We start from the raw sequence: 25,342 nt of genomic DNA on the forward strand, positions 1-25,342 counted from the left end.
ATTACCGCTTCTTGGCTGGAGCGGCTGCTTGGCCCGGCTTCGGACGCTTGGCGCCGTACTTGGAACGGCCTTGGCGGCGCTTGTCGACACCGAGGGTGTCGAGGGAGCCACGGACGATGTGGTAGCGGACACCCGGAAGGTCCTTCACCCGGCCACCACGGACCAGAACGATGGAGTGCTCCTGGAGGTTGTGGCCTTCACCACCGATGTAGGCGATGACTTCGAAGCCATTGGTGAGGCGAACCTTGGCGACCTTACGAAGCGCGGAGTTCGGCTTCTTGGGCGTCCGGGTCATAACCTGGAGGCAAACGCCCCGGCGCTGGGGGCAGTTCACGAGAGCGGGGGACTTCGACTTCTCGGCCGGAGTGAGGCGTCCCTTGCGAACGAGCTGGTTGATGGTCGGCATGATTTCCTTGCGGTGGTTTCAGATTTTCCTTTCGGAGGACAATCCGGAGCGACGACAAGGCAACCTTGAAGTAGCTTTTTTCCGGAGCTGCACCCGATAATGTTCCCGATGTGGAGGCAAGCTTCGTCAAAACGTCAGCAGGCCGCGTGGGGGCGGCGAAGATAGGTACCGCGGACGACCCTGCAAGCCCTAATTTGGAACTTTTTCAGAAATTTTCCGATTCATCCGGAAAATTTGATAAAAACGCCCCTATTCCTAGGAAATACAGGCTTCCCACACCTCCGGCTGCCGGCTGGATCAGGATTCAGAGTCGGCTTCAGAGGAGGAAACCAGCTCCAACAGTCCCGGGAAACGCCCCTCCACCTCCTCTTTCCGCAGGGAGGTCATGCACTTCGTGCCTTCGACTTCGGTGCGGATCAGGCCGGCATTGCGCAGAACCTCGAAATGATGGGAGCGGGTCGCCTTGGATATCTCCAGCGGAACCTGGTTGCAGGCCATCGGACGCCCCTGATCGAGCAACTCCCTCAGAATTGAAAGTCGGCACGGATCGGAAAGCGCCTGCATCACCACTGGAAGGCTGATGGAGGTGAGATCCGGATGCTCATACACTTTCATGTCCGCCCCGAATATACATCGTCCATCAAGTTCGACAATCATCGAAGTTTTCTTTTTGACGGCTGGATGATTTCGCCTATGGTTCGACACAAATCGAACAAACCATGTCTGACCTCCTGACTCCCATCCAAATCGGCGCTTGGAACCTTCCGAACCGCGTGATCATGGCTCCCCTCACCCGCTGCCGCGCCAGCGCGGGCCGGGTGCCGAACGACCTGATGGCGGAATACTATACCCAGCGCGCCGGGTTCGGCCTCATCATTTCCGAGGCGACTTCCGTCACGCCGCAGGGTGTCGGTTATCCGGACACTCCCGGCATCTGGTCCGAGGAACAGGTGGCCGGCTGGAAGAAAGTGACGGATTCCGTCCACGCGGCGGGCGGCAGGATCATCCTCCAGCTCTGGCACGTGGGCCGGGTTTCCGACCCCATCTACCTCAACGGCGACCTCCCTGTCGCCCCCAGTGCCGTCCAGCCCGCCGGCCATGTCAGCCTGGTGCGTCCGGAGAAAGCCTTTGTCACCCCGCGCGCGCTGGAGTTGGAGGAGATCCCGGGCATCATCGAAGCCTACCGCAAGGGCGCGGAAAACGCAAAGCAAGCGGGCTTCGACGGCGTGGAGATCCATGGCGCCAACGGCTACCTGCTCGACCAGTTCCTCCAGGATTCCACCAACCGGCGGACCGACAGCTACGGCGGCTCCATCGGGAACCGGGCCCGGCTCATGCTGGAGGTCACCGACGCCGTGGTGTCCGTATGGGGGGCTGACCGGGTGGGAATGCATCTGGCCCCGCGCGCGGATGCCCATGACATGGGTGACTCCGACCGGCTCGCCACTTTCACCCACGTCGCCACGGAACTCGGGAAGCGTGGCATCGCCTTCATCTGCGCCCGGGAGGCGGAGGGGGCTGACAGCATCAGCCCGGCGCTGAAGGCCGCATTCGGTGGGCCTTATATCGCCAACGAAAAGTTCACCCGCGAATCCGCTGATGCCATCATCGCGTCCGGCACCGCCGATGCCGTGGCGTTCGGCGTACCTGCCATCGCCAATCCGGATCTGGTGGCACGATTTGCCGACGGCTCCCCTCTCAATCCACCGAATCCCGCGAGCTTCTACGGGAGTGGGCCGGAGGGCTACACCGACTATCCGGCGATGGCGTGACCTCAGTCCAGCTTCCGGGTCGGTCGTGGCGGGGCCGGCCCTCCGGCTGGCGGCGGTGGTGGATCCTCAAGGCGGTTGACACCGAAGTCGTCCAGAGGTGCGCTCAGGAAAGCATTCCCATCCACCTCCCAGCCGGCCGGGATCTGCTTCTCATCCGCGATCTGACGGGCCTTCAGGTAGGTGGCGAACCCGTTGGGGTGCACCTTGAAAATCAGCACGGGCTTCCGTGACTGGCGGTTCACGTAGTCCATCATCCGGTGGAAGCGCCCTCCGGGCTGGTCCATGTCCGCGCCGGAAGCATCACCGTTCTTCGGGTCGAACGTCACGCGGTAGGACAAACGGGTCCACGGCTTGTTGTAGGGGACGATGATCTTCTGGTTGCGGACCTTCATCTCCTGGGTTTCGAAGAACTTCACCACTTCCTCCTGGTCATAGATGTAGCGCGTCCGCGCGCCGGGCTGGCGGTCGCGCTCGGATTTGAGATCCTTTTTCTTCGCATCGAAAACCTTCATGACCATCGCCTTCGCCTCGATGGCGTCGACGAGGTGCGCCTGATCCTCCACGATGAAGCAGTAGAAAACATCCGCATTGTCCGGCACAGGACGGCTGTCCGGGATGCTCACCACGCTGGCGGCCTGCGGCTTCGCCCTGGGGGTTTGGTCGAGCAGCGCCTCCAGATCCCGGATTTTCGCCAGCCGTTCGTCCGTTTTCTTCTTTTCCCCGGCGGCTTCCTTTTCCTTTTCCTCCGCGAGTTTCTTCAGCTTGGCGAGTTCGAGCAGCTTCGCCTTGCTCTCCTCGATGGTCTTTTCGAGCAAGGAAAGGTCGGTGCGGACCTGCTCGAGCTTTTCAGGGGTGGGAGCCGGGGCTTCCAGCATCTCCTTTTCGATCTCCAGCTTCTTCGCGGTGTCCGCGAGGAGGAGCTTTGACTGGGCGACGGCCTCCGGAGTGGCGGGAGGCAGCTCGTCGAACATCTTGTTCACGGTATTCTCCACATCCACCTGGAGCAGCAGCAGGATCACGATGAGGACCGCCACCACGTTGGTGAGCGCGTCCATGAGCGAATCCATGCTCGTCTCCCCGTCTTCTGACTTTCTGCGTCCCATCGTGTCCTAGCGGTCAAAGCGGGAGAGGTCGATGTCCCCCTTGTTCGGAATTGGCAGTTTCGCGGTGCGCAGGCCGAACTGGTGTTCGGCCCAGCCCGCGGCGATATTGTAGGTTTCGTTCCCGTCATTCCGGAGCAGGAACAGAACCATGGATTTGCGGTCGGCCTTCGCCTCGTTGAGGAACTCCGCGAGGGCCGGCTCCGTGGTGATGGATGCCTTTGAGACCGACACTTTCGCGCCATCCTTCTTGCGGATGACGATGCCGGACGCCTCGCACTCGATGAAGCGGAGGTTCACATCCGCCGTCCCGATCCCCCGTGGCTGCACGACCACCGGCGGTGGTTTGGCGTTCGCGTCGATTTTCCGCTCCTCCAGTTCCTTGGTGAGCTCCACGATCTTCTGGTCGAGCGGCGGCCGCTCCTTGATCATGGCGGCGATCTGCTGGATCAACGCCTCGATCCGGCGCTGGAGCACGGCATCCGTCTCAGCCGGGTCCGGGCTTTTGGAACTGTCCAGTTCACGGCGCAGCACCACCCGTTTGTCCTCCAGCTCGCTGAGTTCCACGGTGGCCGCACCTTTCTCCTTCAGTTCCTCACGGATCTTCGCGATTTCCTCCCGCTTCTTCTCGACCTCTTTCTTGATCTTCTGGTTCTCCAGAGCGAGCGCGATCTCCTCCTGATTCTGCCCGCGCTCCATCGCCTTGATGTCGCTGATGATCTTGATCATCAGCGTCAGCAGGCCGATCAGACAGCAGAGGATGCTGAGGAATGGAAAGAGCGAGACCCCCCCGCCCGATGACTTGCGCCTGCCCATGTCCGGTCAGCGGCCGAAGAGCCCTTTCTTTTTCACGACGATGGTCTCGCCGCCCAGTTTCCGCAGCGTCTCGTCCAACGAGGCGATGCCTTTCCCGAGTGTCTCCAGGTAGTGGCTCATCTCCACCGTAGGCTTGGTGAGCGTCTCCCGTGTCTCCGTGGTCAGCCGGTTGATGGACTGGATGAACGCGCCCTCCACGTGGGTCTGGTGGGTGTCGAGCCGCTTCTGGAGCGTATCCCCCGCCTGGGTGAGCATGGACGTCGCCTGGTTCAGGTTCACCAGGAAGGTTTCGTGCGCCTTCATCAACGAGGCCGCGAAGGAAGGCAGGCTCTCCGCATCGGAGAAAAGCTGGTCCGCGCCGGTGTTGCGGGAGTCGTTCAGGCGGGGCAGCAGTTTCTCCGCGCAGAACGCATCGATGAGGGTGAGGGTTTCCTCTTCCTCCTTCTGCATCGCCGCCATCGGGAAGGAAAGGATCATCGACAGAACGAGGCCGAGCAAGGTGGTGTCGAACGCGACCCCAAGACCGCCCGTGAGGTTGTTGATGGACGCCTTGAGCGCTTCCGGATCCGTTCCGCCCGCGGAAAGGGAACTGACCGCAACCGACAGACCCTGCACCGTTCCGATGAAACCGAGGATGGGGATCGCCCACAGGAACACCTTCAGCATGGTGTAGGATCCCGTGATGCGGTTGGCGTCGATGTCGGACTGGGCATTCAGGATGACCGTGACCTCGCCGTTGTCATTGCGCTTCTCGAAAAGCTCCAATCCCTTGCGGATGCGGTTCACCATCAGGCTGTCCCTGAGCTGCATGGGCAGCTTGTAGATGTGGTCCACGAATTCCGGAACGGTTTCCGCGTTGATCTCCGCCCCCAGGGACGAAGGAACCACATCCAGGAGCATCGCGTTCCGCTGGTGCTTGGACTTCCTCCATTTCAGGGTGAGGATCACCATCCCCCAGAAGAAGAGGAACACCTCCGCGTAGTTCACCCACCCCCGCTGGAGGAAAATATCCGACCACGCCTTTCCCTTGAATGGGATCAGAAGCACCAGGAACACAGCGGTGATCGCCACACCGATGCCCAGGCTGAGGAGGAAATTGACGTTCGCATGGTCTTCCTCATCCCAGCCACCCCTGAGCTTCTTGCGTGCCTTTCCGGAGGCGGTGACGGCTCCCATCTTCGGGACATTCGGGATCTGGAAGTTCTGGCTGCAGGAAGGACAGGCAACCACCTGCCCTGCGTTCTCGTCTTCCGAAGTCATGTTGATGCCGCAATGGGGGCATTGGAATTCCATCGTTCTATGTCTTGGGTTGGATTGGGGCCGTCCGCGCGGGTTAGCTACGCAAATGGCCCTCCAACCTGAACCTCCCGGCGGGATGCGCAAGAAATCTCGTCCAAAAAAGCAACCGGCTCCTCGACTCATCGCCAAAGGCTGTTAAATTCGACCGTCGCAAACTTCCCATCACCATGCCATCCGCCATCGCCTACGCCTCCAAATCCCCGACTGACACGCTCAAACCGTTCAATTTCGAACGCCGGGATCCCACCGCGCGGGATGTCGAAATCGAAATTCTCTTCTGCGGGGTCTGCCACTCCGACCTGCATACGGCACGCAACGAATGGCAGAATACCGTGTACCCCTGTGTCCCCGGCCATGAGATCGTCGGCCGCGTGACGCGTGTCGGAAGCCATGTCAGCAAATTCAAGGTCGGCGACCTCGCCGCCGTCGGCTGCATGGTGGATTCCTGCCAGGAATGTCCCAACTGCAGCCAGCACATGGAGCAGTTCTGTGAAAAGGGCGCCATCTTCACCTACAACGCGCCGGACAAGCATACGGACGGCGGCCATACGTTCGGGGGATACTCCAACAGCGTTACGGTCGATGAAGCCTTCGTTCTGAGCGTCCCGGAAAATCTCGACCTGGCTGCCACCGCCCCCCTCCTCTGCGCGGGCATCACCACCTATTCCCCGATCAAGCGCTGGGGCATCAAAAAGGGCGACAAGGTGGGCGTCGTGGGTCTCGGCGGCCTCGGCCACATGGCGCTCAAGTTCGCCCATGCCTTCGGAGCCAAGGTCGTCCTGTTCACCACCTCTCCCGGCAAAGCGGACGACGCGAAGCGGCTGGGAGCGGATGAGGTGGTGATCTCGAAGAACGAGAACGAGATGAACGCCCACCTCGGCAGCTTCGACTTCATCATCGACTGCGTCTCCGCGGAGCACGACATCAACATCTACCTGAACCTCCTCAAGATCGACGGCACCCTCACCCTCGTCGGTGCCCCAGAGAAGCCGCTCCCGGTTTCTTCCTTCAGCCTCATCTTCGGCAGGAAGATCCTCACCGGATCACTCATCGGCGGGATCAAGGAAACACAGGAAATGCTGGATTTCTGTGGCGAACACAACATCACCTCGGACATCGAGATGATCGACATCGACTATGTCAACACGGCCTACGACCGGCTGCTGAAAAGCGACGTGAAGTACCGCTTCGTCATCGACATGAAGTCGCTGCGGAAGTGAGGTCCTTGCGATCCCACGATGGTTCTGCTAGAGCCCGGGGCTGATGAAAGTCGCCCCGGGTTTTCTTTTTCTCGCACCCATCCTCGCCACGGGCTGCGGGCCGGCCGGCATGGGGAGCGCCATCGTGCGCCAGAGCGGACCGCGGCTCCCGGAAACCAAGCCCGGGGTGAATGACGCCAGCCGGATGACCACCAACCGTCCAGGCCCCATCTTCCGGCCTTCCGGGGATCAGGCCACCGCCACGGCGGAAATCTCCGCACTGGTCCGCAGCGGGGCGAAGGTCTCCATCAGTGGCGCCCGGCACTCGATGGGCGGCCACACGTTTTCCGAAGGCGCGACGGTCATCGACATGCACACGGTCGATTCCCTCAGTCTCGATGAAAGCCGGAACATCCTGACCGCCGGGGCGGGGGCGGAGTGGCATGAGATCATCGCGTTCCTCGAAAAGCACGGCCGTTCCGTTTCCGTGATGCAGTCGAACAACGACTTCACCGTCGGTGGCAGCATCTCGGTGAACTGCCATGGCTGGCAGAACGATTCCCAGCCGATCGCAAGCACCGTGGAGTCCTTCACGATCATCACCGCGGACGGGGCCGTGCGCCGATGCAGCCGTCGGCGGAACCCGGAACTGTTTTCACTGGTGCTCGGCGGCTACGGTCTTTTCGGCGTGATCACCGAGGTGGATCTGAGGGTGGTGCCGGACGCCATCTACCGGGCGCGCGCGGAGATCATCCCGACCCGCGACTACCTCACCACCTACCGGAAACTCACCAAGGGAGGGAATGCCGGCATGGCCTACGGGCGCATCAGCCCCACGCCGGATCATTTCCTCTCCGAAGCGATCATCACCGTGCTGGAGCATACCGATGCCAGCGCCCCCAACCCCCCGCTGCTGCCGCGAACCAAAGCCGCGCTGTCGCGCATGGTTTTCCGTGGCGGAGGAGGAAGCTGCTTCGGAAAGAACTTCCGCTGGGCGATGGAAAAGCGTTTCGGGGAAACCGGCGGCGGCCTCCACCGGCGGAACAGGATTCTGGATGAACCTTCCCGGCTTTACTCGAACCGTGACCGCTCGCAGGCCGAGATCCTGCACGAATATTTCGTCCCCGTGGGAAATCTGGAGGCGTTCCTCACGCGGGCGCGGAAGATCCTTCCGGAGTATCCGGAAATGAATCTTCTCAATATCACTGTCCGCAATGTGGAACGGGATGAAGACAGCTTCCTCCGCTATGCGGGGAAGGAGGTCTTCGGCCTGGTGATGCTCTTCAACCACCGGAGGAACGCGGAGGCGGACACCACGATGGCGGCACTCACCCAAGAACTCATCGACGCGGCGCTCGTCTGTGGCGGCACCTACTACCTGCCCTACCGTCCGCACGCCACGCCCGCCCAATTTCTCCGGAGCTATCCCCAGGCTCGCCGCTTCGCCGCACTGAAACGGAAATACGATCCCAAGCAGGTCTTCACGAACCGCTTCTGGGAAACCTACCTGGCGGGACTGGCTTCACCCTGAACACCGGGCCTCCCTCCGCCCGCTGGGACCTGCGATCCGCGGAGATCACTCCACGGATCCAAACCGGGTCCACCCAGATGGCCCCGGCACGGTAGGCATGCACCCACTGGATCCCCGGCAAGCCGAGGCCGAACGCGCCTCCCGTCGAGGTGACACCCACCAGTGTGCCTGCCCCGTTCATCACCGGTCCGCCGCTGTCGCCCTGGATGAGCGGCGCGGAGTGGACCACCACCTTCCAGTTGGAACCACTCCCCTCTCCTTTGTCACGCACGGACAGGATGCTGCCCGCGCTCTGGCCGTACTTCAGCCCGCCCACCCCACCTGCCAGCACCTCCACCCCGGGCTGGAGCGCGCGGGCATCTGTAAGGGCAAAGGACGCCAGCCCGTTCGCCGGGATGTGGATCAACGCGAGATCCATCCCCATGTCCTCACCGCTCCAGACGGTCCGGACCTCCTGGGTATAGAGCAGCCCACCTCCAGTGTAGGAAATGAGCCTCAGACCCTTGTCGTTCAGGCAATGGGCGGCGGTGAGGTAATAACCATCCGCGGCCACCGCGGCGGCGGAACCGATGCTGAAATCCCCGGCCTTGGAATTCGCCCTCATCGTGAACGATGTGGCGTGGAACTCGAAGTCGATGCGCGTGTCCCCGCCGACGAGGATGGCCGTCCTCTCACCAAGGTATTCACCCGCCCCGGGCTTTCCGATTCTCCGGTCCTTCCACAGCACAACGCTCTCCTCCTTGCGCTGGTGGATCACCTTTGTCCCCACGGAGTCCAGCCCCACCTGCATGCAGGAGGTGAGGGACACCCCGCAGAGTGCAGCCAAAAGGACCGTCATTTCCGGTTTTCCAGCCATGAACGGATGAAACACCGAACGGCCCTCCCCCTCAATCCCTATCGCTCGGTCGTCGATCTGAAATCACTGGCAAACTGACGTCTCCTTGCGGTCCGACCGCTTTCCCGATAGACGCCGGAATGGTGAAAATCCTCCCGGCCTTTATCGCACTCATCTGCGGCCTCGCGATCGGCTGGATTGCCCGCGGCCCAGGCGATATCAAAAGCGCCACCACCGCCGCCGATTCACCCTCCCGCAAAACCCAGCGACCCACGCCGGCCCGCACCCGCTCGGTTCACCCCACAGCCGGTTCCGTTTCGCCCGCCACCCTGACGGAAAAACTCTCCGCCAGCAGCCAGCCCGAGCGGCGGCAATGGCTCGATCAGATCGACGCCAGCAACTGGCGCGCCTATCTCGACGGAGCCCTTTCCGATGAGGGTGCTTCCCGCAACCTGCTCACCGAACCCAACATCGAAAACCTCGAATTCCTCCACCGCATCGGTGAAATTTCGAAAGAGGAAGGAGTGCGCGTCCTGCTCGACAGAAAACTCCACTTCGCCGCCGCCGAAGCCATGGAAGGCTGGGCGACCCTGGAACCCCGCGCCGCCTTCATCTGGGTGACGGATGCCGCGGGAAAAAACACCAATCTGGAAAACAGCCCGGTTTATGTGAAAGCCGCCGGAGCGATGGTCGATGTCGACTTCAACGAAGTCTGGAAGCATGTCCGGATGATTCCAGAGTCGCTCGCCAAGGAATTCATCCGCCGGAAAGGGGTCGCCGAAATGGACCGGATCCTCCTCCACTACTGGACCTCGCCGGAAGACAACCGCCTGCCCCGCGAGGATTTTCTACCCCTCAATCACGTCTTCTGGGATTGGCGACGTACGGCCGAGGCTTTTTACCACCTGGAAATCACTTCTTCCAATGGAGAAGACAAATTCCAGGCTTACCGACGGAATTTACTGGAAATCAACAACCGGCTTCTTGCCCAGCCGCTCCGCCCCGAAATCCGGCAGGCGGTCGAGCGCCGCAATGGACAACTGATTCGCAACATGGCAGCTCCCACCCATTGAATTGCATGCAAAAATAGCTGGCAGCGGAACGTAGTTTGTTTAGAACACGAACAATGGCTACCCAAACCCTTTCCTCCGTACCCAACAAGAGAGCCGCCTATCTGGCGCTCGCCGCAGCCTTCCTCGGCTGGCTTTTCGATGGCTTTGAAATCGGGCTATTCCCCGTCGTCGCGCGCCCCGCGCTCAGAGACATGCTCGGGGATGTCCCGAACCTCGAAGGGCAGGTCGGCCAATGGATGGGCATCATCACCGCCGCGTTCCTGGTCGGTGCCGCGCTCGGCGGGGCGGCGTTCGGCTGGTTGGGTGACAGGATCGGACGGGTGCGCGCGATGTCCTTCAGCATCCTCTGCTACTCCCTGTTCAGCGGGGCCGGATACTTCGCCCAAAGCCCTGAACACCTCGCCATCTTCCGGTTCATCGCGGCGCTTGGCATGGGCGGCGAATGGGCGCTGGGCGTCGCCCTGGTGATGGAGGTCTGGCCGGAGAAGCACCGCCCATGGCTGGCCGGTGCCATCGGCGCGGCTGCCAATATCGGGATGGTCATCGTGGGCGTGATCGCCCTTTACGTGGAAGTGACGGAAGACTCCTGGCGGTGGATGTTCCTGGTGGGCGCATCACCGGCCATCCTCACCTTCCTGATCCGCCTGTTCGTTCCGGAATCCGAAAAGTGGCAGCACGCGAAGGAAGTTTCGCGAACGGACGCTTCCCCCCTGCGGCAAGTGCTTACGCACCATGTCCTTCTGAAGCGGACGCTGATAGGCATCGTCCTTTCCTCGGTGGCCCTGATCGGTACCTGGGCCTCCGTCCAGTGGATCCCGCTCTGGGTGGACTCGATGGGGACGGGGGACGCCACCCACAAAGCGACGGCTCACATGGCATCCTCCATCGGGGCGGTGGCAGGAGCCTTGTTTGCTCCGATGCTGGTGGGCCGTTTCAGCAGGCGGTGGGGTTACTTCACCCTGTGCCTCCTCTCGTTGGTGGTCTGCAGCTATCTGTTCCGGACACAGACGGACTACACCCAGCACCTCGTGTTCACGATTTTCCTGACAGGCATGACAACGGCGGCATTCTACGGATTCTTCCCGCTCTACCTGCCGGAACTGTTCCCCACCGCGGTGCGGGCGACCGGCCAGGGACTCTGCTACAACGCGGGGCGCCTGATCGCCGCTGTCGGCGCGCTCACCGGCGGGCAGCTCGTCGCCCACTACGGCGGCTACGCCCAGATGGGCGCGGTCATCACGCTGATCTACGTCGTCGGAATGATCGCCATCTGGTTCGCCCCGGAGACCAAGGGCAAGCCGCTGCCGGAATAAAGTCAGTGGGCCTTGGCCTTGCCGCCTCCGGATGTCATCCGGTCCACATAGGCGAGGATCAGCGCGGAAACCACGAAGGTGAGGTGGATGCCCACCTGGGCGATGATCACGTTCATCGCCATTTTCTCCGCGTTGATGAAGGTCTTCAGCAGGTGGACGGAGGAAATACCGATGAGCGCCATCGCCAGTTTCACCTTCAGCACTCCGGCGTTCACGTGGGACAGCCACTCCGGCTGATCCGGATGCCGCTGCAGGTTCAACCGTGAAACGAACGTCTCGTAGCCGCCGACGATCACCATGATCAGCAGGTTCGCGATCATCACCACGTCGATCAGGCCCAGCACGGTGAGCATGATCTCCGTTTCGGTGATCTTCGATGCCTTCCCAATGAGGTGCCACAGCTCCACCAGAAAATGGAAGACATAGACGCACTGCGCCACGATCAGGCCGAAATACAGGGGGGCCTGGAGCCAGCGGCTGAAGAAAATGAGGTTTCCCAGCGTCCGGTGGAATGCTGGCTGGTGGGGTGAAGGAGGGGCTTCTTCGGAACTCATGTGGGATGGAAGCCGGAAGCTCAGCCGATGCCAGCCATGCCGCCAACTGGAAATTTTCCTCCAACTTCCACTCCCCCGACCACGGAAATCCGGCATGGGAATGGACAGAATCGTTCTTTTCATCCGGACCGGGGGATATATGTATCCGTGCCTCCGCACGAGACCGGACCATCGCCGCGGCAAAGACATCCCCGTCCCCACCTACCATCCATGAGTGCCTCGCTCCTCGATCAATATACGATGCCCAACTACCGCCGCTACGAGTTCTACCCGGAACGCGGCGAGGGATCGTATCTCTGGGACCGGGACGGGAAAAAGTATCTCGATTTCGCCGGTGGCGTCGCGGTCTGTCCGCTGGGCCACTCGCACCCGGAGGTGGTGAAGGCCATCCAGGATCAGGCCGCGAAGCTGATCCATGTCTCGAACTGGTTCCAGATCCCGCAACAGGGGGAACTGGCGAAGATCCTCGTGGATGACGTCCTCGGCATTCCCGGGAAGTGCTTCTTCGGCAACTCCGGTGCGGAAGCGAACGAGGGGCTGATCAAGATCGCCCGGAAATACGGCATCGCGAAGCCCGCCGCCGACGGCACGCCGCGGCATGAGATCCTGACCTTCACCGGCAGTTTCCACGGTCGGACGTTCGCCACCATGACGGCGACGGCCCAGGAAAAGATCCACGGCGGCTTCGGCCCGCTGCTGCCCGGCTTCAAATACCTGCCGTTCAACGACATTTCCGCCCTGGAGGCAGCCATCTCCCCGAACACGGTGGCCATCCTTCTGGAACCGGTCCAGGGGGAAAGCGGAGTCCACCCCGCCACCCCGGAGTTCCTGCGCGCCGCCGCAAAGCTGCGCGACAAGCACGACCTCCTGCTGCTGTTCGACGAGATCCAGTGCGGTCTTGGCCGGACCGGCGATCTGGGCGGCTGGCGCTCCATCGTCCCCGGAGACGAGATCCTTCCTGACGCCATCAGTTGGGCGAAGTCGATCGGCAGTGGCTATGCGCTCGGTTCTTTCTGGGCCCGCAAGCGTCCCGTTGGCGATGGCATGGATCTCTGCGACATCCTCGGCCCGGGCAGCCACGGCAGCACCTATGGAGGCTCTCCGCTCGCCTGCGCCACCGCGCTGGCAACCGTGGGTGTGATCCTGCGGGACAACCTCGCGGCCAATGCAAAGGCGCTCGGGTCCTCCATCTCGAATGCGGTTTCCGCGTGGCAGGTTCCCGCGCTGAAAGGTGTCCGCGCCTTCGGCTGCATGATCGGCCTCCAGCTCGACACTGCCGTGATCGAGGCGAACGAGGATTTCAAAACCTCGGGCAAGGCGGCCTCCATCTGGGTTGGCCAGCTCCTGCTGGACGCCGGACTTCTGGTGATCCCCGCCGGACTGGACGTCGTCCGCCTGCTGCCACCGCTGAACGCCAGCGGGGACGAAGCGCGCGAAGCGCTTTCAATCCTGGAACGCGTGCTCGGGAAAATCGGAGTTTGAGAGATTTCTGAATGACGGCATTCCGGATCGGAGCATCCTCCGATGTCGCAAGACAAGGCGGTCCGATTGAGATGCTCCGAGGGTAAGGGCTTTTTCCTCAGAGATGATCAATCGGGCCGCTTCCTAGTTCAGCCGGTCCGGCTCAGAAGTCGATCTGCAGGGACAGTGTCGCGTGGACAGGCGCTCCGTAGGCGAGGTAGCCGCCGTCCCCCGCGTAGAACTCGCCGGTTTCGTAATAGCGCTCATCCAGCACGTTCTCGATGTTGAGGCGCACCGTGTAATCGGCCGAGTCGGTCCGGATTTTGTAGCGCGCGCCGATATCAACCACCGAATACGAACCGGTGGCGAATGTGTTTTCCCCATCCAGATACTGTTTGTCCACGAAACGCGCGCCGGCCGTGAGCGTGAGACCCGGCACCTGGGGGATGTCGAACGCGCCCCAGATGTTGACCTGGAAGTCGGGGACGTGCGATGGGCGGTTGCCGTCGTTGAGGCCGTCCTGGGTGTCCACCTGCTCCGCATCAAGCATCATCGCGCCGATGCCCGCCTGGAAAATATCGGTGAAACGCCCGCGGAAAGAGGCCTCGATGCCGCGGTGACGCTGCAGGCCGTCGAAAGCCGGGTCGTAGCCCGGGGAAGGGTCGATGTCGATGATCTGATCCTGTTCGATATGGAACACCGCGAGCTCGCCGGAGAAACGGCCGTCCTCCGTCTGCGCCTTCACGCCGATCTCAAACTGCTCGGACTCCTGCACGCCGATAGCCACGCCGGGGTCCTCCATACCTTGGGTGTAGGTCACGTAGGTATGGACGTTTTTCACCGGTGAATACATCAGGGCGGCGGTCGGTGCCCAGTTGCTCTGGCTGTCGGAAGATTCGGTGACCGCCGGGCCGACGGTCGAAAGGTTGTTGTTGTCGAATTTGCTGTAGCGCAGTCCGAGCAGGGTGGACCAATGCTCGTTGAACTTGATGGTGTCGGTCAGGAAAAAGCCGATTTCATCGGATGTGTAGTCTTGCGTGCGTAGGTCACGGCCGGGGCCGATATCCGGTCCTGGCGCTGGCATCGGGTAAGGTATCAGGTCATGGATGTTGTTCGGCCCAACGGGCGTGTATATGTCCCGGTTGAACGTGCTGTCGTAGCTCCTGTATTGCCCGCCGACCACAATTTCATGCCCGATGCCCCCAGTCTCGAAGTTTCCTTCCAGGTGGAGATGGGCGCCGTAGGCTTCCCAGGTGGACGGGTCGATGTCGATGTAGGCTGCGTCTTCGAAATCGCCGTTGGCCATGACTCCGGAGGCGTATGTAGCGACGGTGTCGCGCTCGGAATCCTGGTAATTGACGGAGCTGCGGAGCTTCCAGTCCTCGTTGATCTGGAAATCCGCACCGATGGCCGTGCCGAACGACTCATGCTTGCTGCGCGCCCAGTCCTGCATGGAGTTGGTTTTCACGCCGGGATCGAGAACAGACTGGCCGTCGGCGGTAACCAGCGGGCCGTAGTAGCCGTTCCGTTTGAAATCCTGCGCGCCGATGGATGACCAGATCGTGAGGGATTCCGTGGGCTTCCATTCGGTGAAAAGCGTACCGAACAGGCGGTCGCCGCCCGCGTTGTCGTAGAAATCCTCAAACTCCTCGCCGCCAAGAACCAGACGGTAGCCGAACTTCCCACCTGCTACCGTGTCGCCGATGTCGATCTGGTTGTAGAACCGGCCGAAGGTATCGACATCGAAGTGGAGGCTGGTGGAGAGATCCTCGGTGGGGCGCTTGCGCACCAGGTTGATCGCTCCGCCGGGGGACATCAGGCCGAAGCGCAGCGCGGCCGGCCCCTTGAGCAGTTCCACCCGCTCCTTGTCGTCGATGAGCGGGGCGACGGTATGGATGAAAGGCAGGCCGTCAACGCGGTAGCCGTTGAAATTATCCACCCGGAAACCGCGCAGGGAGAAATTCTGGCTGTGATGGTAGGTGCCGGGCATCTGTAGGGCGACGCTCGGATCATTCTCAAGCACGTCGCGCAGATCGAAGGCGCGCTGGTCCTCGATCAGCTCCTGGTTGTAAACTCCGACACTGAACGGAGTCTCGATCAGGGGCGTGTCCGTGAACAGCGCCGCGGAGGAGGAGCGGGCCTGGTAGAGGACCGGCGAGTCCGTTGCATTCGCGACCACCTCAACGGTGGGGAGTGTCGTCCCGGATTCTTCCCGGGCGATGAGGACGGAGGTGGCAAGGGCGCAGCAGGCGGCAACCGCCTCACGGGCGGGAACCAGATGTTGTCGTGTGTTTTTCATGATGGAGTTTCGTGGAAAGGGGAACGGAGGCGCGGCGGCGGAGGCCGGAAAAGCGGCGCCATGACAGGGAGAATCCGGTCCACACAAGCACCAGCGCTGCGGCGCATGCGAGCGAGGCCACCACCTTTCCCGGCACACCGAAGGCCGCCCCCGTGTGCAGGAAGCGGACCCATACCCGCGCCTGCAGACCCGCGCTGCGGTCGCCGAAGCGCACCGCCTGCAGGATTTCCCCGGTGAAAGGATCGGACTTCACCGGGATATACGCGCGGCTCGGCATCGGATCCGGCACAGTGACCCCGAAGTCCAGCGGAGCGGGAGGCCCCCCCGCCGGTTCTTCCGTCCCGGGAAACTCAAGCGAAATGGATTCCCAGTCCGGAAACGCCTCCGCCACACGCGCGATCGCCGCCTCGGCCGGCAGGCGCGGGATTCCCCCGGAAGGCATGGCCACGACCGGCGGCTTGATCGCCATCATCCCGTAGTTGCGCGATTCCGGCGCTTCTTCGCCCATGAGTGTGAACACCAGCCGGTGGCCCCACGCGAACGAAATTGGGACCGCTGTCACTGCCAGCACCAGCAACACCGGCAACGACCAGAACCCGAACACATTGTGGAGGTTGAAATCGCGCGCCTTCCCACGGAACCGCGCCACCAGCCCCACCAGCCCCACCAGCGGACGCAGCGCCCTCCAGCTCCACCGGCGGGGAAACCATAGGTAAAGCCCGGTCACGCACAGGACCACGAACATCAGATTGCAGATGCCCGTCACCAATCTGCCCACCGACGTCTGCCCATCTCTGGCACCCAGCCAACGGTGCCATTCTTCCAGCTTGTGGATCACCTCGTGCGTGGCATCCGCCCGTGACTCATCCATCGCCCCGGAATGCGGATCGACATACAGCTTGCCCCCGTCGTCCGTGTGGAATTCCCAGTTCCGTGACCTGTCGCTGAAGGTCACCACCGATGCCACCCGCCCTTTCTCCCACGCAGCCTTCGCCCTCAGCTCCTCGATTCCCATCACCGGGGTCACCGGCACCGGCGCGGCACGATGGCTCACCTTCCGGTCCGTCCAAGCGAGGATCTCCTCCTCGAAAGCGATCGCAATCCCCGTCACCGACATGACCGCCACCACCCCTCCCGCGACCAATCCTGCGAGGAGGTGGATCCAGAAAGTGACTTTGCGCAACGACATGACGGCCCGCCATAAGCCACAATTGATACTGATTCGCAATAGCAATCGATTCCTCACCGGAATTTTGCATCAACCGCCCGATGGAATTTTCCCATCAGGGAGTGTCTCGATCCGACTCACCCAGGATTCGAGCGAGGGGCACAGCCTGAAAATCAAAGGCTAAAGTCCCCCTATCATTCGTGAAGGGAACGATGGTAGCAGAGGGCGGATTTGAACCGCCGATCTCTCCGAATCGCCGTCACCAGGAACCATGCGGGTGATGCTCGCGCGGCGATTCTTTCCGGATCTCCGGACGATCAACCCGCAATACCCGCGAGGCGGCCTCATGATCGCTCCGTTTTAACACTATTTTAAGACATTCAGGCCCCCTTTTAATTAACGGGGATCACCGATTCCGGAGATGCTGTGAGGTGTGAATCGAACCATCCCACAGCCCCATGTCTGACCTCATCCACCTCCTCCTGATCATCGGATTTTTCGCCGCCAGCGGCCTCTACATCCGGTTCTGCGAGAAACTGTAACGCCCCCTCCATCATGGAAACCATCATCATCGGGGGCATCGCGGCCCTCCTCTTCATCTACCTCTTCGTGGCCATGATCCGGCCTGAAAAATTCTGATACCACCGCCATGAACACGACCGACTGGCTGCAACTCGCCCTCTTCATCGGCGTTGTCGCCCTCATCACCAAGCCACTGGGCATCCACCTCACCAAGGTTCTCGATGCGGACGGAAAAACCTTCCTCGATCCGGTCATCCGGCCGCTCGAGCGGCTCACCTACGCCCTGATGGGGGTGGACCGCAACAAGGAGCACGACTGGAAGCAATACACCCTGGCAATGCTGGTCTTCAGCATGGTGGGCTGCATCTTCACCTACGCGATCCTGAGGCTCCAGCACCTGCTCCCCCTCAATCCGCAGGGACTGTCGGGACTGGGCCACCACCTGGCTTTCAACACGGCCATCAGCTTCACCACCAACACCAACTGGCAGAGCTACGGCGGTGAGTCCACCATGTCCTATTTTTCCCAGATGGTGGGCCTCACGTTCCACAACTTCGTCTCGGCCGCGACAGGCATCGCCATCGCCGCGGCACTGATCCGCGGCATCGCCCGGCGCAGCTCGGAGACACTCGGCAACTTCTGGGTCGATCTGGTCCGCAGCACCTACTACCTGCTGCTGCCCATCTGCCTGGTGTTCGCCGTCTTCCTGATGTCCCAGGGGATGATCCAGAACTTCAAGCCGTATGACACCGCCAAGCTGACGGAACCGGTGAAGGTCATGGTCGAAAAGACCAATGACGCGGGTGAAACCGTGACCGGTGCCGACGGCAATCCGGTGATGGAGGAGAGCATCGTGAACACCCAGACGATCGTCCAGGGCCCGATGGCCTCCCAGGTGGCGATCAAGATGCTGGGCACCAACGGCGGTGGATACACCAATGCCAATGCGGCGCAGCCGTTCGAGAACCCCACCCCCTTGTCCAACTTCATCCAGATGGTGTCCATCTTCGCCATCGGCAGCGCGTTCACCTACTACCTGGGCCGTATGACTGGGAACCAGGCCCACGGCTGGGCCGTGTGGTCCGCGATGACCGTGCTGTTCCTCGCCGGGGTGATCTTCTGCTGGAAGGCGGAAGCGGTTGGAAATCCCATCCACCAGACGCTGGGCGTGCTGGCCGGTGACGGCAACATGGAGGGCAAGGAGGTCCGCTTCGGCATCTTCAATTCGTCTCTGTTCGCGGTGATCACCACCTCGGCCTCCTGCGGCGCGGTCAACTCCATGCACGATTCCTTCACCGCTCTCGGCGGCTTCGTTCCGCTGTTCATGATGCAGCTAGGGGAGGTCGTCTTCGGCGGCGTGGGCGCCGGGATCTACGGCATGCTGGTCTTCGTCATCCTGGCGGTGTTCATCGCCGGCCTGATGGTGGGCCGCACTCCGGAGTATCTCGGCAAGAAGATCGGGGCTTTCGATGTGAAGATGTCAATGCTGTCACTGCTGGTGCTCTGCCTCTCCACCCTGGGCTTCACCGCCTGGGCATCCGTGAGCGGCTGGGGTCTGGCGGGCCTGAACAACAATGGTCCCCACGGCTTCACCGAGATGCTGTATGCCTACAGCTCCGCCACCGGCAACAACGGCAGCGCCTTCGCAGGCCTGACCGCGAACCCTGCCAACGGCGACCCGAACTACAACGTCACGCTCGGCTACGCGATGCTCATCGGCCGCTTCCTCATGATCATCCCGATCATGGCGCTGGCCGGTTCCCTGGTGCGCAAAAAGGTCTCCCCTCCCGGGATGGGCACCTTCCCGGTGCACGGCCCCACCTTCGTGGTGCTGCTCATCGGATCCGTGCTGCTCATCGGCGCGCTGAACTTCCTCCCCGCCCTGGCGCTGGGCCCCATTGTCGAGCACTTCCTCAACCTCAAGGGCCAGCTTTTCTAACCCACACTTCTTTCCAACATGTCTCATCAAGCTCCATCACTGTTTGATTGGAAGATCGCCGGTCCTGCCATCGGTGAGTCTTTCAAGAAGCTCGACCCCCGCCTCATGATCAGGAATCCGGTCATGTTCGTCACGCTGGTGGGTGCCGTGCTCACATCCGCCAGCATCTTCACGGCGGAGTCGCACCACCCGTTCATCATCCAGCTCGCCGTCTGGCTCTGGTTCACCGTCCTGTTCGCGAACTTCGCGGAAGCGGTGGCGGAAGGCCGTGGCAAGGCCCAGGCGGACAGCCTGCGCAAGGCCCGCAAAGACACCATGGCCCGCCGCCTGAAGAACGGCCGCGAGGAGAAGGTCCCCGCACCGCAGCTCGAAAAGGGCGACACCGTCGTCTGCGAGCCAGGTGACACCATCCCCGCCGACGGCGAGGTCATCGAGGGCATCGCCAGCGTGGACGAGGCCGCCATCACCGGTGAGTCTGCCCCCGTCATCCGTGAAAGCGGCGGCGACCGCAGCGCCGTGACCGGCGGAACCATGGTCATCAGCGACCGCATCGTCATCCGGATCACGTCGGAGAAAGGCAACACCTTCCTCGACCGCATGATCTCGATGGTGGAGGGCGCGAAACGCCAGAAGACACCGAACGAAATCGCCCTGACGATCCTGCTGTCCGCCCTGACGCTGATCTTCCTGCTGGTGGTCGTGACGCTGAAGCCCTTCGGCACGTATGCCGGGGTGAACTTCACCATGCCGGTGCTGATCGCGCTTCTGGTCTGCCTCATCCCCACCACCATCGGCGGCCTCCTGAGCGCCATCGGCATCAGCGGCATCGACCGTCTGATCCGCCGCAACGTGATGGCGACGAGCGGCCGCGCGGTGGAAGCCGCCGGTGACATCGACGTGCTGCTGCTCGACAAGACCGGCACCATCACCATCGGCAACCGCATGGCGTCCGATTTCGTCCCCGCACCGGGCGTTTCGGAGCAGCAGCTCGCGGACGCCGCGCAGCTCGCCTCCCTGGCGGACGAAACCCCGGAGGGCCGCAGCATCGTGGTCCTGGCAAAGGACCGGTTCAACATCCGCGGGCGTGAGCTTGCGGAGCCGCACGCGACCTTCATCCCCTTCACCGCGCAGACCCGCATGAGCGGCGTGGGCTTCGACGGCCGGAGCATCCTCAAGGGTGCGGCGGACTCGATCAAGGCCCATGTCATCGCAGGCGGCGGCGACTACCCTATCGATGTGGAGAAAGCTGTGGAAGCTGCCTCCCGCGCCGGCCGCACCCCGCTGGTGGTCGCGGAAGGCAACCGCGTGCTGGGCGTGGTCGAACTGAAGGACGTCGTGAAAGGCGGCATCAAGGAGCGCTTCGCCCAGCTCCGGAAGATGGGCATCCGCACCGTGATGATCACCGGTGATAATCCGATGACCGCCGCCGCCATCGCCGCGGAGGCCGGTGTGGACGACTTCATGGCCCAGGCAACGCCGGAGGACAAGCTGCGCCGCATCCGCGAGGAACAGGCACAGGGTCACTTGGTGGCGATGACCGGTGACGGCACCAACGACGCCCCCGCGCTCGCCCAGGCGGACGTGGGGGTCGCGATGAACACGGGCACCCAGGCCGCACGCGAGGCGGGCAACATGGTGGACCTCGACAGCAACCCGACGAAGCTCATCGAGATCGTCGAGATCGGCAAGCAACTGCTGATGACCCGCGGATCGCTCACCACCTTCAGCATCGCGAACGACGTGGCGAAATACTTCGCCATCATCCCGGCGATGTTGATGGCGACCTTCCCCGCCATCTCCCCGCTGAATGTGATGGGTCTGGTCTCACCGCAGAGTGCGATCCTCAGCGCCATCATCTTCAACGCGCTCATCATCATCGCGCTGATCCCGCTGGCGCTGAAAGGCGTCCACTACCGCCCGGTCGGCGCGGCTGCGGTCCTCCAGCGGAACCTGCTCGTCTACGGCCTCGGCGGCCTGCTCCTGCCCTTCATCGGCATCAAGGCCATCGACGTCGTCATCACCTCGCTCCACCTCATCTGACCAACCGATTCCATGAAAACAATCATCTCATATTTCCGCGGTGCCCTGGCAGCCACCGCCGTGCTCTCCGTGGTCGCCTGCGGTCTCTATCCGCTCGCGGTCTGGGCCATCGGCCAGGCAGCCTTCCGCGACAAGGCGAACGGAAGCCTGATCGTGGACAAGGATGGAACCGTGATCGGTTCCTCCCTGCTCGGCCAGAACTTCTCCGGCGAAGGCTACTTCCACCCGCGGCCCAGCGCCGCGGGAGCCAACGGCTACGATGCGGCCAGCTCCAGCGGCACCAACCTCGGCCCGACTTCGCGGAAACTGGCCGACCAGGTCACGGATCGGATCGCGGCCTACCGGACTGTGAACGGCCTGCCGGAAACGGCCCAGGTCCCCGCGGATGCGGTCACCGCATCCGCCAGCGGCCTGGACCCGCACATCAGCCCGGGAAACGCGGAGCTCCAGATCCCCCGCGTGGCGAAGAGCCGTGGCCTGACGGAGGAACAGGTGCGTGCCCTCGTCGAAAGCCACACCACCAAGGCGATCCTGGGCATCCTCGGAGCGCCCGGTGTGAACGTGCTTGAGCTCAATCTCGCGTTGGATGACAGGAAACCATGATATCCCGCCCCGCTCCCGAGGCACACCGTTGACGACACCGCCAGTCAGAATCAAATTTCAACGGAGCCAGGGCAGTAACCGCCCCCCATGACCGCCAACGATCCACGACCTGATCCAGACGCGCTTCTCGCCGAAGTGCTGCGCGAGGAAGCGGAGATGAAGCAAGGCAAGCTCTTCATCTTTCTGGGCATGTGCCCGGGGGTCGGGAAGACCTACGCCATGCTGAAGGCCGCGAGGCAGCGGAAAATAGACGGCGTGGATGTCCTCGTGGGGGTGGTGGAAACCCATGGCCGCAGCGAGACCGCGGAGTTGCTGGATGGACTGGAGGTTCTCCCCCGGAAATCCTTCGAACACCGGGGGCATGTGCTCCAGGAGTTCGATCTTGATGTCGTCCTCCTACGGAAACCCGCGTTGGTGCTGGTGGATGAGCTGGCGCACACCAACGTACCCGGTTCCCGCCACGCGAAGCGCCACCAGGACGTGCTGGAGTTGATCGCCGCCGGCATTGATGTCTTCACAACGGTGAACGTCCAGCACATCGAGAGCCAGGTGGACACCGTGAAGCAGATCACCGGTGTGACCATCACGGAGACGGTCCCGGACTCGATCCTCGACTACGCCCACGAGATCGAAGTCATCGACCTGAGCGTGGAAAAGCTGCTCGACCGCATGAGCGCGGGGAAGGTCTACCTCGGCGAACGGGCGGAACTGGCTGCCACGAATTTTTTCAAGGAAGGGAATCTGACCGCCCTGCGTGAAATGGCGCTGCGTTTCACCGCGGAACATGTGGACAGGGATCTGGAGGAAATCCGTCGGTCGAAAAGGATCAGTTCACCATGGCAGGCGAACGCACGCCTTTTGGTGGGGGTTGGTCCCAGCCCCTATGCGGAAAGCCTGATCCGGTGGACGCGGCGCGCGGCGACGCGTCTGGGATGCCAGTGGCTGGCCGTCTGGGTGGAGGGTTCACAGCGGCCCACCCCTGAGCAGCAGGAAAGGCTGGCACTTTGCCTGGGTCTGGCGCGCAAGCTGGGGGCGGAGGTGGTATCCGTGACAGGTGAGGAAGTGGCAACCGCTCTGCTAGAAGTCGCGCGCGAGCGGAATGTCACGCAGATCGTCGTCGGCAAACCGGACAGACGGTCATGGCTCAGGCGGTCGCTTGCAGAGCGGATCGTGGACGCGAGCGGTGAGATCGATGTCTGCGTGGTCCGCCCGGTGCTCGCTACCGCGATGAGGAAAAGCCCTCCGAGGCGGACACCGTCCGGATACTCCGGCATCATCCGTGACTACCTCTGGATCGCCGGGATCACGTTCGGCCTTGTGGCGGCGGGGTGGGTGATCCTGCCAGAGACCGGTTACCCCTTCATCGGCATGATGTTCCTGCTGGCGGTGATCTTTTCCGGCCTGAAATTCAGCCGGGGTCCCGTCCTGGCGATGGCGGCGCTCAGCGCGATGTCGTGGAACTACTTCTTCATCCGGCCCCGTTTCACACTGCACATCAGCAAGCTGGAGGACATGCTGATGTTCGGGATGTTCTTCATCGTCGCCGTGAGCATGGGGCACCTCACCACCCGCCTGCGCCAGCGGGAGCGGGCCGAACGTGACCGGCAGCGCCAGACCGCGGCCCTCCTCCGGGTGACGCAGAGCGCCGCACTTTCCGCGGAACTGGACAAGGGACTCCAGGACGCTTTGCGCACCATCGGCGATCTGCTGCACGCGGAAACGGCGCTGTTCGTCCGCAACATCGACCGCTCGCTGCCGGCCTCCCCCCACCCCGCCAGCACGTTCACACCAACGCCGAAAGAATGGGGGGTCATCAACTGGACCTACCAGAACAAGGCTGCGGCGGGCAGATTCACCGACACGCTCCCGGAATCCGCCGCGACGTGGTTTCCCCTCCAGACCGCCTCCGCTGTCATGGGGGTGCTGGGCATCCGCCTCGGGAACGATGACCTTCTGGATTTCCGCACCCGCCAATCCGTGGAGGCCTTCGCCCTGCAACTGGCGCTCGTATTGGAGAAGGAACACTTCGTGCAAGCCATCACCCAGGCGGAGCTGCTGGCTCAGTCCGAGCGCCTCCAGCGCACCCTGCTGGACAGCGTTTCCCATGAGCTGAAGACCCCGCTCGCGGTGATCCAGGCATCTCTCGAAGGATTGCCCGGAAATGACAATCCATACCTGGCAGAGATCCACACCGCCAGCCAGCGCCTCCAGCGGGTGGTGAACCACCTTCTCCAGATGACCCGCATCGAGTCCTCGTCCGTGCAATCCGCCGGGGAGTGGTGCCTGCCGGGGGACATCATCCACCAGGCGGTCGGGCTGGCGGGAGACGAGCTCGATGCCCACCCGCTGGCCATCCATGTCCCGGATGATCTTCCCCCCGTCCGCACCGACCCCAACCTGCTGTCCCAGGCGATGGCGAACATCCTCCACAATGCCGCCATCTACACCCCGCAGGGGACTGCCATCCAAGTGAGCGGTGCCATGGATGGTCCGGGTGTGCTGGTGTTCCGTATCCTTGATGATGGCCCGGGACTGCCGGAAGGTGACGAGGAAAAGGTGTTCAGGAAATTCTACCGCCCTCAAGGAAGCCCCGCCGGGGGAACAGGTCTGGGCCTGTCCATCACCCGGGCCCTGGTGAAGGCCTTGGGCGGAGACGTCAAAGCTGGCAACCCCACCGGCGGAGGGGCAGAATTCACCATCCGCCTGCCGGTGGAGACCCTTCCATCATGAATGCCTCCGCCAAAGCATTGATCATCGATGACGAGCCCCAGCTCCGGCGGCTGCTGCGCATCGTGCTCGAGTCAAAGGGGTATGAGGTCTACGAAGCGGAGACCGGCAACCTCGGCCTGGGTGAGGCGGCATTCCGCAGGCCGGATGTGATCCTGCTCGATCTCGGCCTGCCGGATATGGACGGCATCGATGTCCTCAGGAAACTCCGCGAGTGGACGGAGACCCCCGTTCTCATCCTGTCCGTCCGTGACCAGGAACGGACGAAAGTCGAGGCACTGGAGAGCGGGGCCGACGACTATGTGACGAAGCCCTTCTCCACCCCGGAACTGATCGCCCGGCTGGCGGTCATCCAACGGCGTGGAAAGACCTCGGATGATCCCTTACTGAAACTGGGACAACTCACCATCGACCTGGCGAAGCGGGAGGTCTCCGCAGGCATGGAGATCCTGAAGCTGACGCCCATCGAGTATGACCTGCTGCGCATGCTGGCGAAGAATCCCGGTCGGGTGCTGACGCGGCAGCAGATCCTCTCCCAGATCTGGGGGCCGAACGCCCGGGAACACGGCGACTATCTGAGGGTCTATGTTTCCTACCTCAGGAAAAAGATCACGAACGGCGGCGTTGAGATCCGCAATGAACCCGGCATCGGCTATCGGCTGCTGGTTCCGGAGTCCCCGTGAAT

The 25,342-nt window shown here is 62.5% G+C and carries 21 protein-coding genes; 12 read left to right on the forward strand and 9 right to left on the reverse strand.

The features are described from left to right. Position 1 precedes the first annotated feature (1 nt). Both rpsL and OVA24_RS20140 read right to left on the reverse strand, forming a co-directional pair. Positions 2–406 carry a 30S ribosomal protein S12 gene (gene rpsL / locus OVA24_RS20135; protein ID WP_267671954.1) on the reverse strand — a complete coding sequence of 135 codons (405 nt, stop codon included), beginning with the start codon at positions 404–406 and terminating at the stop codon, positions 2–4. A 297-nt stretch (positions 407–703) separates the two neighbouring features. Further along, the gene (locus tag OVA24_RS20140) at positions 704–1,021 is read right to left on the reverse strand and encodes an ArsR/SmtB family transcription factor (RefSeq protein ID WP_267671955.1); all 318 of its coding nucleotides are present in this window, start codon (positions 1,019–1,021) and stop codon (positions 704–706) included. A 104-nt stretch (positions 1,022–1,125) separates the two neighbouring features. On the opposite strand from OVA24_RS20140, the gene OVA24_RS20145 reads away from it, so the two are divergent. Beyond that, a complete protein-coding gene (locus tag OVA24_RS20145; protein ID WP_267671956.1) occupies positions 1,126–2,178 on the forward strand; it encodes an alkene reductase in 1,053 nt (350 codons plus the stop codon). A 2-nt stretch (positions 2,179–2,180) separates the two neighbouring features. Here the strand turns inward: OVA24_RS20145 and OVA24_RS20150 are convergent, their stop codons facing one another. Genes OVA24_RS20150 through OVA24_RS20160 form a run of 3 tightly spaced genes read right to left on the reverse strand, consistent with a single transcriptional unit; the run spans position 2,181 to position 5,387 of the window. After that, on the reverse strand, positions 2,181–3,245 hold the full coding sequence (locus OVA24_RS20150; protein ID WP_267671957.1) for a hypothetical protein: 1,065 nt from the start codon (positions 3,243–3,245) through the stop codon (positions 2,181–2,183). Between the two features lie 42 nt (positions 3,246–3,287). Continuing rightward, a complete protein-coding gene (locus OVA24_RS20155) occupies positions 3,288–4,094 on the reverse strand; it encodes a hypothetical protein (RefSeq protein WP_267671958.1) in 807 nt (268 codons plus the stop codon). Between the two features lie 6 nt (positions 4,095–4,100). After that, complete coding sequence (locus OVA24_RS20160; protein ID WP_267671960.1) at positions 4,101–5,387, reverse strand: MotA/TolQ/ExbB proton channel family protein; 1,287 nt, start codon at positions 5,385–5,387, stop codon at positions 4,101–4,103. A gap of 173 nt (positions 5,388–5,560) precedes the next feature. Between OVA24_RS20160 and OVA24_RS20165 the strand changes: the two genes are divergently transcribed. Both OVA24_RS20165 and OVA24_RS20170 read left to right on the forward strand, forming a co-directional pair. Beyond that, the gene (locus OVA24_RS20165; RefSeq protein ID WP_267671961.1) at positions 5,561–6,613 is read left to right on the forward strand and encodes an NAD(P)-dependent alcohol dehydrogenase; all 1,053 of its coding nucleotides are present in this window, start codon (positions 5,561–5,563) and stop codon (positions 6,611–6,613) included. A gap of 43 nt (positions 6,614–6,656) precedes the next feature. Continuing rightward, positions 6,657–8,123 carry an FAD-binding oxidoreductase gene (locus tag OVA24_RS20170; protein ID WP_267671962.1) on the forward strand — a complete coding sequence of 489 codons (1,467 nt, stop codon included), beginning with the start codon at positions 6,657–6,659 and terminating at the stop codon, positions 8,121–8,123. On the opposite strand, the gene OVA24_RS20175 is transcribed toward OVA24_RS20170, so the two are convergent. Next, positions 8,074–8,961 (reverse strand): S1 family peptidase, encoded by an 888-nt coding sequence (locus OVA24_RS20175; RefSeq protein WP_267671963.1) that lies wholly within the window; start codon positions 8,959–8,961, stop codon positions 8,074–8,076. The genes OVA24_RS20170 and OVA24_RS20175 overlap by 50 nt on opposite strands. A 137-nt stretch (positions 8,962–9,098) precedes the next feature. Between OVA24_RS20175 and OVA24_RS20180 the strand changes: the two genes are divergently transcribed. Then, positions 9,099–10,031, forward strand: coding sequence for a hypothetical protein (locus OVA24_RS20180; protein WP_267671965.1), 933 nt, complete (start codon positions 9,099–9,101; stop codon positions 10,029–10,031). A gap of 53 nt (positions 10,032–10,084) precedes the next feature. Continuing rightward, a complete protein-coding gene (locus OVA24_RS20185) occupies positions 10,085–11,344 on the forward strand; it encodes an MFS transporter (RefSeq protein WP_267671967.1) in 1,260 nt (419 codons plus the stop codon). 2 nt (positions 11,345–11,346) lie between these two features. Here OVA24_RS20185 and OVA24_RS20190 read toward each other — a convergent pair whose 3' ends face one another. Then, the gene (locus tag OVA24_RS20190; RefSeq protein WP_267671968.1) at positions 11,347–11,898 is read right to left on the reverse strand and encodes a TIGR00645 family protein; all 552 of its coding nucleotides are present in this window, start codon (positions 11,896–11,898) and stop codon (positions 11,347–11,349) included. A 210-nt stretch (positions 11,899–12,108) separates the two neighbouring features. Here OVA24_RS20190 and OVA24_RS20195 point away from each other — a divergent pair, with 210 nt between their 5' ends. Next, entirely contained in the window at positions 12,109–13,380 is a 1,272-nt protein-coding gene (locus OVA24_RS20195; protein WP_267671969.1) for an aspartate aminotransferase family protein, read from the forward strand. 142 nt (positions 13,381–13,522) lie between these two features. On the opposite strand, the gene OVA24_RS20200 is transcribed toward OVA24_RS20195, so the two are convergent. Then, on the reverse strand, positions 13,523–15,658 hold the full coding sequence (locus tag OVA24_RS20200; RefSeq protein ID WP_267671971.1) for a TonB-dependent siderophore receptor: 2,136 nt from the start codon (positions 15,656–15,658) through the stop codon (positions 13,523–13,525). Further along, the gene (locus OVA24_RS20205; protein ID WP_267671972.1) at positions 15,621–16,847 is read right to left on the reverse strand and encodes a PepSY-associated TM helix domain-containing protein; all 1,227 of its coding nucleotides are present in this window, start codon (positions 16,845–16,847) and stop codon (positions 15,621–15,623) included. Before OVA24_RS20205 ends, OVA24_RS20200 begins: the two co-directional genes overlap by 38 nt. Positions 16,848–17,381: 534 nt before the next feature. On the opposite strand from OVA24_RS20205, the gene kdpF reads away from it, so the two are divergent. The 6 genes from kdpF (at position 17,382) to OVA24_RS20230 (ending at position 25,340) form a co-directional block, all read left to right on the forward strand. After that, positions 17,382–17,465 carry a K(+)-transporting ATPase subunit F gene (gene kdpF / locus OVA24_RS21385; protein WP_345783450.1) on the forward strand — a complete coding sequence of 28 codons (84 nt, stop codon included), beginning with the start codon at positions 17,382–17,384 and terminating at the stop codon, positions 17,463–17,465. Positions 17,466–17,475: 10 nt separating this feature from the next. After that, positions 17,476–19,287 carry a potassium-transporting ATPase subunit KdpA gene (kdpA, locus tag OVA24_RS20210; RefSeq protein WP_267671973.1) on the forward strand — a complete coding sequence of 604 codons (1,812 nt, stop codon included), beginning with the start codon at positions 17,476–17,478 and terminating at the stop codon, positions 19,285–19,287. A gap of 18 nt (positions 19,288–19,305) precedes the next feature. After that, entirely contained in the window at positions 19,306–21,327 is a 2,022-nt protein-coding gene (gene kdpB, locus OVA24_RS20215) for a potassium-transporting ATPase subunit KdpB (protein WP_267671974.1), read from the forward strand. 12 nt (positions 21,328–21,339) lie between these two features. After that, positions 21,340–21,930 (forward strand): K(+)-transporting ATPase subunit C, encoded by a 591-nt coding sequence (kdpC, locus tag OVA24_RS20220; protein ID WP_267671975.1) that lies wholly within the window; start codon positions 21,340–21,342, stop codon positions 21,928–21,930. Between the two features lie 87 nt (positions 21,931–22,017). Then, entirely contained in the window at positions 22,018–24,660 is a 2,643-nt protein-coding gene (locus OVA24_RS20225; protein ID WP_267671976.1) for a DUF4118 domain-containing protein, read from the forward strand. Further along, positions 24,657–25,340, forward strand: a complete 684-nt coding sequence (locus OVA24_RS20230; RefSeq protein WP_267671977.1) for a response regulator — start codon at positions 24,657–24,659, stop codon at positions 25,338–25,340. The genes OVA24_RS20225 and OVA24_RS20230 overlap by 4 nt, the downstream gene beginning before the upstream one ends. Positions 25,341–25,342 lie beyond the last annotated feature (2 nt).

Source organism: Luteolibacter sp. SL250, assembly GCF_026625605.1.
In the GTDB taxonomy this organism is placed as follows: domain Bacteria; phylum Verrucomicrobiota; class Verrucomicrobiia; order Verrucomicrobiales; family Akkermansiaceae; genus Luteolibacter.

Coding starts and splice junctions, on each gene's coding strand:
- kdpF (WP_345783450.1), top strand. CDS start 17,382: ATGGAAACCATCATCATCGGGGGCATCGCGGCCCTCCTCTTCATCTAC.
- kdpA (WP_267671973.1), top strand. CDS start 17,476: ATGAACACGACCGACTGGCTGCAACTCGCCCTCTTCATCGGCGTTGTC.
- OVA24_RS20175 (WP_267671963.1), bottom strand. CDS start 8,961: ATGACGGTCCTTTTGGCTGCACTCTGCGGGGTGTCCCTCACCTCCTGC.
- OVA24_RS20185 (WP_267671967.1), top strand. CDS start 10,085: ATGGCTACCCAAACCCTTTCCTCCGTACCCAACAAGAGAGCCGCCTAT.
- OVA24_RS20150 (WP_267671957.1), bottom strand. CDS start 3,245: ATGGATTCGCTCATGGACGCGCTCACCAACGTGGTGGCGGTCCTCATC.
- OVA24_RS20195 (WP_267671969.1), top strand. CDS start 12,109: ATGAGTGCCTCGCTCCTCGATCAATATACGATGCCCAACTACCGCCGC.
- OVA24_RS20205 (WP_267671972.1), bottom strand. CDS start 16,847: ATGTCGTTGCGCAAAGTCACTTTCTGGATCCACCTCCTCGCAGGATTG.
- OVA24_RS20145 (WP_267671956.1), top strand. CDS start 1,126: ATGTCTGACCTCCTGACTCCCATCCAAATCGGCGCTTGGAACCTTCCG.
- rpsL (WP_267671954.1), bottom strand. CDS start 406: ATGCCGACCATCAACCAGCTCGTTCGCAAGGGACGCCTCACTCCGGCC.
- kdpC (WP_267671975.1), top strand. CDS start 21,340: ATGAAAACAATCATCTCATATTTCCGCGGTGCCCTGGCAGCCACCGCC.
- kdpB (WP_267671974.1), top strand. CDS start 19,306: ATGTCTCATCAAGCTCCATCACTGTTTGATTGGAAGATCGCCGGTCCT.
- OVA24_RS20165 (WP_267671961.1), top strand. CDS start 5,561: ATGCCATCCGCCATCGCCTACGCCTCCAAATCCCCGACTGACACGCTC.
- OVA24_RS20140 (WP_267671955.1), bottom strand. CDS start 1,021: ATGAAAGTGTATGAGCATCCGGATCTCACCTCCATCAGCCTTCCAGTG.
- OVA24_RS20225 (WP_267671976.1), top strand. CDS start 22,018: ATGACCGCCAACGATCCACGACCTGATCCAGACGCGCTTCTCGCCGAA.
- OVA24_RS20230 (WP_267671977.1), top strand. CDS start 24,657: ATGAATGCCTCCGCCAAAGCATTGATCATCGATGACGAGCCCCAGCTC.
- OVA24_RS20180 (WP_267671965.1), top strand. CDS start 9,099: ATGGTGAAAATCCTCCCGGCCTTTATCGCACTCATCTGCGGCCTCGCG.
- OVA24_RS20170 (WP_267671962.1), top strand. CDS start 6,657: ATGAAAGTCGCCCCGGGTTTTCTTTTTCTCGCACCCATCCTCGCCACG.
- OVA24_RS20190 (WP_267671968.1), bottom strand. CDS start 11,898: ATGAGTTCCGAAGAAGCCCCTCCTTCACCCCACCAGCCAGCATTCCAC.
- OVA24_RS20200 (WP_267671971.1), bottom strand. CDS start 15,658: ATGAAAAACACACGACAACATCTGGTTCCCGCCCGTGAGGCGGTTGCC.
- OVA24_RS20160 (WP_267671960.1), bottom strand. CDS start 5,387: ATGGAATTCCAATGCCCCCATTGCGGCATCAACATGACTTCGGAAGAC.
- OVA24_RS20155 (WP_267671958.1), bottom strand. CDS start 4,094: ATGGGCAGGCGCAAGTCATCGGGCGGGGGGGTCTCGCTCTTTCCATTC.